Below are 12907 nucleotides of genomic sequence, written 5' to 3' on the forward strand. Positions count from 1 at the left end.
AATAAATCATGCTGAAACTATTAAAATTACACACAAAAACAGAAATTAAGATTGTAGATCTTGTTTCACATTTGTTCTTTTTTCTATTGGCTGCTTTAGCTATTTTTTACCGAGAGGAACGATTGATTTCTGATGCAGGTTACTACTTTTTCAGGGTGGTAAACAATGAATCATTTTGGGTTGAACACGATCGCTATATTCTCATTCTTTCTCAGATTTCGCCTTGGTTGGGCAGTAACATTGGCTTAGAATTGGGCGCGATAGTGCTGATTTCCTCCCTTGGACACATCTTATTTTATTACGGAATTTACCTCATTACGAGATATGTATACAAAGAACTTTACTCCGGACTTTTCCTTCTTTCAATTCAACTTTTAGGGATTACTTCAGGCTTTTTTGTGCCCATGTTTGAATTCTATTATGCGATGGGACTTTTGGTTTTGTTCTATATAATTTTCAAAAATTCTCAACATAAATACAGACACATTGTCTTAATGATTTTGGCTTTTTTCATTATCACAGCACACTTTTATGCGATCATTTTAATGGTTTATGTTTTTTGGATTTACGCCTTAGAAAACAAAGATTTTAGGGTAAAGAAATATTTACCTTATGCTCTTTTGGTCTTGCTGTTTATTGTGTTAAAACCATTTGTAATTAGTGATTATGAAAAAGGGAAATCTGCAGATTTTCTCATCAATTTAGAGCATAACGTTTACAATTTTGAATACTTAAAAGCATGGTTGTCCTATATTTTTACCAACTATTGGGATTGGGCATTATTGGTTTTATTAACCGGTGGACTGATGCTATTTAAAAAGAAATATTTACTTTTTTTTAGTTATACATTTTTCCTCGTCGTTTTGATCATGATGGTCAATGTTTCGTCTTATGGATTTGATTTATCACGCTACAAAGAACAAGTAAATTTCTCACTCATGTACTTGGCCGGATTCACTTTTGTGTATTCGTTTAAACTGCTTTGTGGAAATACGACGAAATATGTTTTGCTTGCTTTAATTTCGGTGATATTCATTTTTAGGCTTCAAAATATTTGGGATGACGGTAAGTATTTCAGAAACCGATTGGATGAATTGAAAAGCATAATTGAGCTTACACAAGAAAAGGAGGGGACTAAATTTGTGATCAATCAAGATGATTTAATGTATGATGCAAATTGGTCTTATCCGTTGGAAACACTCATTTATAGCTCAATTTACTTTGATAAGTGTGTGACAATAGCCATTGATGATGATTATTATTTCGAGCAGAACAATGAGAAATTGAAGCCATCAGAATACATGTTCAGAAGATGGGAAATTTATGATTTATCGCGTTTAAATTCGAAGTTTTTCAAATTGGATAATTCAGAATATACACGAATTGTGATAGGGGAAGAGTAGGTTTTTTATTCGAAATATTCCTAGTTCAATAAAAAACTATCTAAAATTTGCTCACCAACTTCTTTAAATTCTTTGAACTGATCTTTTTCTGTAGTGAAAGTTAAAACGTAGGCAGTCCCATCCAATAAGAAAGTATAAACCTCAAAGATTAAATCAAATTGGCCCTGTTCTCCAGAAAAAATCAATTTGTGAAAAGTCAAATCACCATTATCTATTCTTTCACTTTCAATGACTTTTCCGTTATTGATATACTTTTTTAATTGAGATGTAGAAATTTCAATGTATTGATCCATGTCAATGTCATAGGCTGAAATATCTTCAGTAACGAGATTTATATTCTCTCTAAATTCATCTTTTTCATCGCTTAAAGGACTGAATAAAATGAAAATTGTTCCCATCGTTCCAGCTTCATTTAACACCCAACTTTCAGGATAATCAATTGAAAAACCCTCTTTATCTAGAGTTTTCCATTCTTGAGAATAGATTGAATTAGAAAATATTGAAATTAAGATAAATGTTAGAGATAAGCGTAGATTTTTCATTTAAATGAGTTTGAATTGTAATTCTTAAAAGTAACAGATTAAAGTGAATAAAAGAGATTTTTCTACTAATAAAGTGCAAAAACTTCATCAGTATTCACATAAATAATTTTCACCTTATGGTTTTCTGTCAGCTCTGCATTTTCTTGAACAGTTTTGATTAAGTTTTTACTTTGTCTTCCCATAAATCTATTCCAGTGTACCAATACAATGTAATCATATCCATCAAGTGAGATTTTTTCTGATTGCGGAAGATTTTGAACGAATTCTAAATGTTTATCAAGTGGCAAAATACTGTCAATAGGAGCTTGTTCTTTAGGTGGAAAAGTGGTCATTATTTCATTTCTATCCCAGTTTAAATTCGGAAAACCACCAGAATAACAATTGATTTGGAAAGAGGATAAATGTCCATTTTTATCATAATACAAAGCTTGTGAAGGCTGCAAATGGTTTTTAATCTGCAAACTATACTTCAATGTGTCGAAGGTGTACAAATAGGAAACATAAGCTGTATCTAATTTGTAATTATCAGCTAATGGAACATTGTATTTTTCTGCAACTTCAGCAATCTCATCGTTTGAAATAGCTGCTATATTGTTCATACCATACATTTTCAAGATGATAGGAGAACAGCCTGTTAAACTGTAAGCTAGAATTAAAATCAAGATGATATTTTGCAGTTTCATAGCATTAATTTTGATAATTCTAAAGGTATTGATTAAAATGGTGTAACCAAAAACAGCAACATTATTTCTAAAGTTGCTGTTGGATCAATAGTTATTAAACCTTTAAATTTTTTCTCTTTTATTTTTCTTCAAAGGAAGCCAAGGATAAACTTGGAATTTGCGCGACAAAGTAAAGTACAATCCTGAACCTATGCTGGATTGACTGTATCTGTAATTTGTTTCAACACCATTGTCCATCACAGTAATTCGACTTTCTTGTTGTTGAACAATTCTGCCACTTAGAAGATAAGAAACATCAAATGAGAATAAATGGAAATCATCTTTTGTGCTGAAATCAATTCCTAATCCAAACTTAACGTAGGGTGAAATACCGCGATGAATTTCAATTTTACTTACATAATCCGTCAAGAAAACGTCAGGTTTTATTTGATGCATTTCATCGTTTCCATAGCTTTCGTTATTTATTCCAAATCCGAAGTCATCCTTGCCCAAAAGTCCCAGTCCATTTGCACTTCCATTTCCACTATAATTAGTATTACCACTAGGGTTAAGTAAAATACCTATTCCTGACATGCTTCGAAAAGCTATTGTTCCTTTTTGGTTTTTCCAGAAGTTATTGTGATAATCGGCAGATATTCTCCAATAATGAATACTTACTGTATTGTGTGAATAAGTATTACTCGTGTAGTTTTCTCCTGTTTCATAATCGTTGAAAATTGAATTGGTTAACAGGCTTCTACCAATGCTAGAATGATCTGATGAAAAGCCTAATTCTATGAAATGTTTTTCTTTTATTTGAATTCCTGCGTTTATTCCTAAATCCACATGTCCATCCAAAAACATAGAACGGTTTACAAACGTAAAATGTTCGTTAGTAATTGAATTATGAGAATTCATTTGATGTCCTGTTCCAAAAGTGCTTTTGTTTGTCTTCATATTCGCGGTTGGACGCAAATAGAGCGCAACTTGAGAATTTAGGTTTGTTCCAATGGATAAAAGCAGTCCTAAAAGAGCAGTTTTTGATAGGTTTGAACGTAAAGTGGATTTAAAAATGGAGCTTTTCATAGTAGTTATAAATTATTCAAAGTTATGTCTATACAAAACGAAAGTAAACTTGGTTTAATTGTAAATTGATGCGATAATTATAACTATAAATTTTATCCTTTATTGTTAGAAAAAGTAATTATCCTTAAACAGTTTTTTATGTTTATTCGTGTTGTGTTGAGTATCTACTCTCTTCAATCTCTCTTGCTGTTTCTTTCTCACCCATTCTAGTAGCAAGCACACTAATAATCAAAATTTGAAAAGCATGAAACAACATCAGTGGCAACAACATTAATCCCATTATACTCGATTGACCAAACAAAGCTTCAGAAAAGACTGTTCCGTGAACAAGTGACTTTTTCGTTCCGCAAAATTGAGCTGTAATTCTGTCTTCTCGGTTGAAATGTAATCGTTTTCCTATCCATCCAGTGATGAAAAACACCAAGAAGAAAAGTGTGATTACAAGTGCGGCCATGAGGATTAAATCGAAGAAACTTACGCTACTAAAAACCTTTTCTTCAAACGAGTGAACGAAACTTTTATAAATGATAATTAGAATTATACTCTTGTCGAATAGACTTAGTCCACGGCTGTTTTTTCGGGCAAATTCACCAAGGTATTTTCTCAGTAACAATCCTAAAATAAGAGGCAATAGAATTTCCATTCCTAATTGCGCATAAATAGCAGAGAAATCGTATGTGATTTCCGTTTGTTGAATGAAAGAAGTCATCCACAATGGAGTAATAATAATTCCAATAATTCCCGAAATACTGGCATTAAAAATAGCCGCTGGAATATTTCCTTTGGCCAATGAAACCATCACCACAGAAGAAGAAACGGTAGAAGGTAAAGCTGCCAAAAAGAGTATGGAAAGCCATAACATTTCTTGATTTGTGTCTTTCACCAATGGATAGAAAACAACAACAATCAATGGAAATAAAATGAAAGTAGTTGATTGAACAACGATATGAAGCTTCCAGTTTTTTAAACCACTTTTTATAGCTTCTGTGGAGAGTTTTAATCCATAGAAAAAGAAAATGAGAGATATTCCAATACTAGCGATGGTATCTAACGGAATAGCACTTCCAGAAGCACCCATTTGCGGAAAGAAATACGCTACAACAATACTTATGATGATGGCAATTACGAATTTGTCTATTTTCATGGTTGCAAAGATAAAAATTAACCGCGGTGATTGCAGAGAATTTCTTAATAGGAGGGAAGAAAAAAGCCATAGTTAGATGGACAACCGTGGTGTTGGGAGGGTTATGCAGAGAACGCCTTTGGCCCTTATTCAAAAACAGTTTATATAACTGTAATTAATTATTCCGGCATTCTTAGACTCAAGTTTGAATTTTTATAAATCAAGGTATGTTTAATGTGTTTCAACCATTTCTGCCCAAAAAAACACTATAATTGCAATTCTTAAAACTACTTACTGTTATGAATAACGATAGACAAGAAGCTTTCCGAATTGCAAAAGAAAAAATGCTTTTGAAAAAAGAAATGGAAGCGAAGGAAGACAAAGAATTTTACGAGCGAATTACCTCAGGAACACAATGGCTGATATTCAAAGGTGTTGTAGTTTTTTGTACGCTTATGGCTTTGTTTACAACAGTGGACTTTTTATTTGATGGTCCTAACAAAAAAATAGCAGAAGAAGCTTGTAAAATTGATGGAAACCGGGAGTATAGATGGCACGCAGTTTTAGATGTAGAAGGTTATATGTTTACACCTCATTATGAAAACTGGAGTGACCGTGTTGAAAATAGTATTGAAATGACTTATTCACCTATTTTTCGAGTTGGGAAGAAGTTAAGTTACGATATTCAAGAAAAAGATTCCCCGATAAGATGGCATGAAGAGTATAGAAGGAGGTCTGTTTTTAATTGGTTTCCTATCGTTCAAATCATTATGTTGCTTCCACTATTTACTTTCATTTATAAACGACAAAAACCTTGGTTTAATTTTGCAAGAATAACATCAATGATTATTATTTTTCCAGGTACATTAATGGTGATTTATTTCGCAACGTTTTGATAAATTGGAACCATATATAATCACTTCTGGGTAAAACATAAAAATTGCCTTTAAAATTTAAAAATAGAAATGCCATTCTTCAATTGTAGGATGGCTTTTTGTGTTTTTTAGAATAGCTTCTTAAATCTGAAAAATAGAATGATTTATTTAAAATGGGGGAAAACCCTAGTTCAATTATAATTATATGGGCCTAAATTTACACTATATATGAAACCAAATCCGTTGTCAGACACAGGTAAATTATGATTGTCAAATAAGCTTTAGAGATAATCAAATGAAAATTTTAAACTGTTAACTGAAATAGAAAATAATTCAGTTGAATTTGTTCCAAAATGAGCTATATATTCTGGAACCATCCATCATACATTAATAGAAGGCCAATTTAATGTATTAAATGCTAAAGGTAGAGTAAACCTAATTTTTCTGGAGTTTTACAAACGACCCAAAATAATCATGTATTGGTGTAAAACAATCCGGTTTTTATTAAACCATGCTCAACCTACAACAAAGTTAATTACTTGTCCTATCACATTTTGGTTCTTTCGAGACGATAAATTCAGTTCAAAGGAAATCTTCAATTTATCAATAGAACAAAAAAATTGACTTGAACTTTAAGTACATCCTTTATTAATTTTTAAACATACAATTATGTCTATTTCTCAAGAAAATATCAATACTATAAATTTCGGCAGTATTTCGGCGGCAGGAGCTGATTACAGAACCTTAGAAAACCCACAAATCGGTGAGGCGTTGAATTTGGCAAAAAATCTTTCACCAACTCGGGCATATCGATTGGCCAGAGGAGTACTTGCAACTGTAAGTGATCGCGACAATTATATCTCCGAAGCAGGAGACATGGTCAGTTGGGCTAAACAAGGAAACAGCGAAGACCGAACGATGGTTTGTCGCGCCATTCGGAACGATGGAGGAACAGGAGGAGAGATTTTTCTTATCCATCAAATTTCTGGAATGACCCGTTCCGAAGCTCGACCTTTCATGCTCGATTATTTCGACTCAGGCGGAGATATGAAACCTATTATAAAATGGTTATCTGCTGCTGGATCTGTCTTGCAAAAACATCGCGTTAAAGATGATAATACTGCTGGAGTTGTTATCAATGCTATCGGAAATGCTGCTGAAGATGCGTTTGAATGGGTAGGAGATACAGTGGGGGACGCGATAGATTCAATTGGTGAAGCAATTTCGAGTGTTGTTGACGCTGTAGTAAATGCCGGTAGAGCGATCGGAGAGTTTATTGAAGGAGTTGTTAGTTGGACAGTTTCGGAAGTCGGTGACCTTATCAGTGCTCTTGTTGAAGCAGGTCAAGGACTTTTGGAAATCATAACTGCAGCGGTAGAAGCCAGTATTGAATTGACGCGAAAATTTGTTCGTGCAATGATTGATATTGGATACTCGGTTGGACAGATTTTAGTTGAGGCTGCAACTTTAGTTGGTGATGGACTTCGTTTGGTTGTTGATGCACTTATGGTCGCTGGTCAGGCAGTTGCTAATGTAGTAGTCTGGGCTGTGAATCAAGTTGGAGATATTGCTCAACGAACGATTCAGGCATTGCTTGATGTTGGACGTTCAGTTCTTCAAATTGTTCGCTCTGTGGTAAATATGACAGCTGAAATTCTACGTGCAACCGTTGAGGCAATTATTGCCACTGGTCGCACAATTGGACAGTTATTGGTGACAGCCATTACTCAACCTCAGAACTTTTTCGATGCGCTTGTTAGGGCCGGTCGTAGTATTGTAAATAATATAGGTGAACTGTTCGACTCAGTAGTTAACTCAGTGGCCAATGGAATTCAACAAGTTGCTGAGTCATTGGCAAGAATAGGGCATAGCTTACTTGATTTGGCCTCATGGGCGGTTGATCGTGGAGCACAAATTGTGAAAGATGTGGTTAGCGGAATTCTCTCCGCAGGAAAAATGGTAATCGACCTCATGACGGCTATTGCGAGCAGAACAGTTGCTTTCATTGCTGATGTAACCAAAGCATTGATTGACATCGGTCATACAGTAATAAACTTGACCAAAGACGTTATTACACTTGGTTTGGATACCCTGAGAAGATTTTTAAACGGATTAAAAAGAATTGCAGATGGTTTGGTTCGATTTGCTGTAGAGGTGGCAAGACTAACTTATCGTGCTGCAGAGGCATTTATTGGGGCAATGATTGACGTTGGGTTAGCTGTTGCAGAAATTATGGCGACCACCGTTTCCGGAACTTATTGGATGTTTAGACGAGTTGTTAATGCCGTTATTCGTCGTACCGGACGTTTTGGTCAAATCTTAGATTGGGTATTGACGCAAGCCGAAAATCGTTTTTCTGAATTATGGGAAGATGCTTTACAAGCTGCTCGATTCGCTGGACAAAGTATTAATGAAGCAGTAGCATGGGCCGTTGAACAAAGTGATGAAGCATTTGAAGCCATCCTCAATGGTTGGGAAACTATGGGTGAAAGATTGTCTGACTTTTATAATGAAGCCATCGATTTGGCACAATCTGGTGTGGAAGACGTGTTTGAAAGAATTGGTCGCGCAACAGTTCGACTCGAAAATTCAGTTTTGTATGCTTTTAAATTCCTTGAAAAAGATTTTTTACCGGGAATGGCAGACTTTATGAAAGGTTTACTCGATACGGGTTATGAATTAACAGAATTAGTCATCGATTTAAGCAATCTAACAGCACAAGCCGCTATCCGAGGTTTCAGAGAATTGATTGATCTTGGTCATACTTTCTCTGATTTACTTGCAGCAACGATGCGTAATCCAGAAAATGCATTAGATAATTTACTTACAGCCTTAGACGAAACAGGAATGAGTTTGAGGGATATTTACCAAACGGTAATTGTAGAAACTTCTGGTGAATACGAGGCGGCCGTAACCGAAACACTTCGCGACTTAGGACGTCCTCTTCGTCAAATGTTAGACGCAGCAGTCGAGGTAGGATTTGGAGCTATCGGCACAGTGGTTGGAACTTTACTCAACCTACTTGCAAGCTACCGTCCGATGACTAATGAAGAAATTGCCACTGCTCAATTGGTATATGGAGATACCTTTGATTACAGTCGAATTTATTTCAGTCAAGAAAGCTTGAGCAATGATATTATTTTTGCAATTCAGGATTGGAATTTGGACCCTTCATCGGAGTCAAGTCGAGCATTTGTGACAAATAGTTTAGTAAATTTCGATATAAACGATGGACAAATAACCAATGCCACTATGATTCATGAGTTGTGTCATGTATGGCAATTTCAAGAAACGGGACCATTTTATATGGCTGAAGCAGTTCATGCACAAGAATGGGGTGATGGCTACAATTATGGTTATAACAATTCAGCAAATGGTGATGGAGGTGAAGATGATTTATTAGCCGTATTTACAGATAATCCTGGATTTACCAATGCTCAAGCTTTCGAAGAATTTAACAGAGAACAACAGGCGGATATCCTCGAACATTTCTATGTGCGACTATATGAGGAATCGCCAGCATTAGATGTTGAAGCTTGGAGACCATTTCATAATTTAGTACATAGCTAATGGATTGGATAAAGTTATATCACGAATGTGAACAAGTAACGGCGGTTAAGGAAAAGGCCTTAACCGACCCAAGTAATTCTTTGATTACTTTAGAACCTCAAAGAGTGATTTTGGCGATGTGGAAAGAAACATATTTACGCAGGTCGAATACGCTACAAATAGGTTTGGAAAAAGCTTTTGGTGAAAATGGTGTAGCCAGATGGACAGCAGACCTTGTTGGTCGACAGGATTTGAGTCAGCGCTTAGCAACACACCGAATTCCTTTAGCCTTTTATTTAGGTCATGGACATGAGCGTGGATGGTCGGGTTATCGAGGTTTAAGAATTCATCACATGCAAAAACCTGCTGAACCTATTGGTTTAGTAGTGAGTTTATCTTGCCGATCGCTGGATTTTGGGCATCAACTAGTGGAAAAAGGTTACGCTCAATCATTTTTAGGGTCTGATCAAGCAATGAAAGTTGCCGGATTAACGAAATTAGTTGCCGTTATTGCGAATGTATTTGCAGAGAATGGAAGCCTATTGAAGACAGTTGAAGAATTTTTAATTATTACGGATAAATATGTTTCGATATCAACTAGCGATGAACTAAAAGAAGCATGGTCACAACTTCAACTTCTTGGTCCAAAAACAACTCAGATTTAACACATTTGAATGTAACAAAATAATGGGGACGACTGAACGGGTGTAACTTGAATTATATTTTTACTTAAGCCTATTTTAAGGGATATATTTGGTAATAATTTGATTGGATGTAGGAAAAATTCATAGATTTATAAAATGAAAGCCGACTTATGAAATTCGCTTACCATTACAAATACCTTTCTAATCATTACAGCAATATTTGTTGGGTTTAAATTACTCATGGGATTGTCCGGAGGAATAGATAATGCAGCTCATATCGGTGGATTAATAAGTGGCTTTATTGCCGGATTAATTTTATCTCCAATTCTGAAACAGCAAACGAAAAAGAACTAAACATATGATCATAATGATATAGTTTGTTTTAGCATCTTAATCCATTTCACCGAAAAACCACTTTAACGGCAGATATGAAACTCGACTATGCTCAATAAAATCCACAGATTACTAAATTTTAGACTTTTGATACATATAAAGAGTTAAATTGAAATTGATTATGTGAATAATTAAACACTCTATTATGACCAAAGCACTATTATTGATATTACTTTCGTTTAATATTCTTCTTGTCTTTGCTCAAAACACATCTCAAGGAGTCATTTTAGATGGAGAAAAAAAAGTACCAGTTGAGTACGCTAAAATAAGAATTAAGAACACTTATTCAGGCGTGATGACCAATGTTGATGGAGCATTTAGGTTAAGCCATTCAGAAAATGATTCATTGATCATTTCTCATGTTTTTTACAATAAACAAACGATTAGTGTCAATTATTTCAAAACGCACGACACACTTTTCCTTTATCAGAAAATTCAAAATCTTCCCGAAGCAACTATCATCGGTTCGAAAGGTGAAATGTATGATTTGGTGATTGCAGCACGTGAGAATCTGTCACAAATTGAGCAGGATCAATTTAAAGCCTTCCTTTCAATTGAAAGTTATGATAATCAAACGCCTATTGAAATGATTCAAGCATATTATAATGCAGAAGTTAATGCAAATGGTATATCTGATCTACAACTAAAGACGGGAAGAATAGGATTAAACGCTAGGAATAATCAATATTTCGTGAGTTTGGGAACATCCAATATTTTGCTTCGAAATAAACTCTTAAGTTCAAAACAGAATAAACTTCCTCTGACTCCTCTTCAGGTTTCAAAAAGAAAATTGAGGAAAAAATATCGTATTCATTTTATTTCAGTTGAAAACGGATTGCATAAATATCATTTAGTACCTCATGAGTCAAAAGAAGAATTATTTGAAGCATATCTTTATATAAATAAAGGGGAAGAACGGATTTATCGCATTGAATATGCCGCAGATAATATTGTCAAAATCCCATTTGTTCCAATTAATCCGACAGATAGCCTAGACTCTATTAATGTTGAACTTACTTATAATTATAGTTATACATCTTCGAAAGGGGCACTGGACAATATCGAGATGAACTATGATTTCATTTATAAAGATCAATATGAAAGTAGAAAGATTAACTCCCATTGTTTACTCCTTCTTTACGACAATCACTCCTTGTTTAAACTACCTTTTGGAACTTATAATGCGACTGCTAAATCAGACTATGAAAAAATTACTTTTCAACCTTTTAATGAACTTTTTTGGAAGAATAACGAAGTAATTTGTCCGAGTAAAAAAGCGATTGAAAATGAAATTTTCTTTCAGAAAAATGGAGTGTTAATTAATCTCGATAGCTTAAAAAACAATAACGATGCGTTACAAAATAAGGTCAAATTTTGGGAGTCTAAAAGAATGTTTTTAGATGAATTAAATGGAGGTTTTAATGTCGCTTTGAGTCAAGAGGGTTTAAGAAGTTTTCATAATTTTAGAACACTATCTGATATGTATAATTTAGATGCGAAAATATTCTTAGACCAGAATAAATTTGGGACCTCAACTCAGTACATCTTAAAAACAATTATTAATCTTGATGAGAGCTTCTATTATCTCAAAAAAGGAAAGAATACCATTTGTTTTATCAATCTATATTTCGATATTTTTGAGGTTCATAGGAGAAGGTTGGAAGGCACTCTAAATCAATATAAATGGAGAGATAATCAGGTTGATTCTTTATATCAAGAAGCAATGGGCAAGCTAAAAATCGATTTAGATCAATTTGTGAGAAATGCTAACCGAGGTCAGAATGAAACTGAATTAATGAAGTACATTGAATACATTAAAAATGAATTATCAATAGACAATTCACTTTTAATTGAAGATAAAGAATTATTATCTGATTATGATATGGTTGAAGTAAAAGATGAGTTAGTTTCAAAATACAACTATGGAAGCGCGTTATTAAAGATTGGTGAATTTCAAAAAGCACTTATTGTTTTAAGTGAAGTAGAAAAAGAAGGAGACGAACATCCATGGCTATTTTATAATATGGGAATTTGTTACTTGGAGCTTGAACAACAAGGTATGGCATGCAAATATTTTTTCAAAAGCGAAGAAAATGGAGAAATACTGGATGATTCGATAAAGAAGAAACTCTGCTCAGAATAGGGTAGCAGTAGGGACGGTTTGCATTTCCACAATCAAATCATCATTATACACCACCGTTCCTTCTTTGATGTAGATTTTCTTGATTTTTCCATCCACATTTACACAAATCGTCGTTCCCATTTTCATGACTTCAATCACGAATAAACCTTGGTTTTTGCTTACTTTATCTCCTTCTTTTACCAAAATGGAAGATAATGAACCGTGAAGAGGTGCACCTACTTCATTTGGATTGTTTTTATCTACTTTTTGATGAACAACTTTCTCGACCGCAATGGCATTATCTTTAGTATCAGTACTTCTTGTTTGTCCATTGAATATGAAGAATACAGATGAACTAAAAGTAGCTTGGTCGCAACTTCAACTCCTAGGTCCAAAAACAACTCCGATATAAAACAATTGAATAGCAAAATGATGCGGAGACTGAACAGATGTAATTTGAAGTGTATTTGAATTCTTAAACCTATTTTATGAGGGATATATTTGATTT

11 protein-coding genes are annotated in these 12907 nt (G+C 34.2%); 6 read left to right on the plus strand and 5 right to left on the minus strand.

Annotation, left to right across the window (positions count from 1 at the left end; genetic code table 11):
* Positions 1 to 8: 8 nt before the first annotated feature.
* Positions 9 to 1403, plus strand: coding sequence for a hypothetical protein (locus C6368_RS13600; RefSeq protein ID WP_107039768.1), 1395 nt, complete (start codon positions 9 to 11; stop codon positions 1401 to 1403).
* A gap of 20 nt (positions 1404 to 1423) precedes the next feature.
* Here C6368_RS13600 and C6368_RS13605 read toward each other — a convergent pair whose 3' ends face one another.
* The 4 genes from C6368_RS13605 to C6368_RS13620 form a co-directional block, all read right to left on the minus strand.
* Positions 1424 to 1945: a hypothetical protein gene (locus tag C6368_RS13605; RefSeq protein WP_107039769.1), complete on the minus strand. Its 522-nt coding sequence runs from the start codon at positions 1943 to 1945 to the stop codon at positions 1424 to 1426.
* 65 nt (positions 1946 to 2010) lie between these two features.
* On the minus strand, positions 2011 to 2628 hold the full coding sequence (locus C6368_RS13610; RefSeq protein WP_107039770.1) for a hypothetical protein: 618 nt from the start codon (positions 2626 to 2628) through the stop codon (positions 2011 to 2013).
* 102 nt (positions 2629 to 2730) lie between these two features.
* Complete coding sequence (locus C6368_RS13615; RefSeq protein WP_159038600.1) at positions 2731 to 3564, minus strand: hypothetical protein; 834 nt, start codon at positions 3562 to 3564, stop codon at positions 2731 to 2733.
* Between the two features lie 271 nt (positions 3565 to 3835).
* On the minus strand, positions 3836 to 4837 hold the full coding sequence (locus C6368_RS13620) for a bile acid:sodium symporter (RefSeq protein ID WP_107039772.1): 1002 nt from the start codon (positions 4835 to 4837) through the stop codon (positions 3836 to 3838).
* A 278-nt stretch (positions 4838 to 5115) separates the two neighbouring features.
* Here C6368_RS13620 and C6368_RS13625 point away from each other — a divergent pair, with 278 nt between their 5' ends.
* From C6368_RS13625 to C6368_RS13645, 5 genes are all read left to right on the plus strand, one after another.
* A complete protein-coding gene (locus tag C6368_RS13625) occupies positions 5116 to 5712 on the plus strand; it encodes a hypothetical protein (RefSeq protein ID WP_107039773.1) in 597 nt (198 codons plus the stop codon).
* 648 nt (positions 5713 to 6360) lie between these two features.
* Positions 6361 to 9261 (plus strand): hypothetical protein, encoded by a 2901-nt coding sequence (locus C6368_RS13630; protein ID WP_107039774.1) that lies wholly within the window; start codon positions 6361 to 6363, stop codon positions 9259 to 9261.
* A complete protein-coding gene (locus C6368_RS13635; RefSeq protein ID WP_107039775.1) occupies positions 9261 to 9905 on the plus strand; it encodes a hypothetical protein in 645 nt (214 codons plus the stop codon). Before C6368_RS13630 ends, C6368_RS13635 begins: the two co-directional genes overlap by 1 nt.
* Positions 9906 to 10091: 186 nt before the next feature.
* On the plus strand, positions 10092 to 10238 hold the full coding sequence (locus C6368_RS13640) for a rhomboid family intramembrane serine protease (RefSeq protein WP_262494882.1): 147 nt from the start codon (positions 10092 to 10094) through the stop codon (positions 10236 to 10238).
* A 184-nt stretch (positions 10239 to 10422) separates the two neighbouring features.
* Complete coding sequence (locus tag C6368_RS13645; RefSeq protein ID WP_107039777.1) at positions 10423 to 12420, plus strand: carboxypeptidase-like regulatory domain-containing protein; 1998 nt, start codon at positions 10423 to 10425, stop codon at positions 12418 to 12420.
* On the opposite strand, the gene C6368_RS17315 is transcribed toward C6368_RS13645, so the two are convergent.
* Entirely contained in the window at positions 12412 to 12738 is a 327-nt protein-coding gene (locus C6368_RS17315; protein WP_107039778.1) for a biotin/lipoyl-containing protein, read from the minus strand. The two genes, C6368_RS13645 and C6368_RS17315, sit on opposite strands and share 9 nt — an antisense overlap.
* Positions 12739 to 12907 lie beyond the last annotated feature (169 nt).

The sequence above is a fragment of the Brumimicrobium mesophilum genome (assembly GCF_003025005.1).
GTDB classification, from domain to species: domain Bacteria; phylum Bacteroidota; class Bacteroidia; order Flavobacteriales_D; family Crocinitomicaceae; genus Brumimicrobium; species Brumimicrobium mesophilum.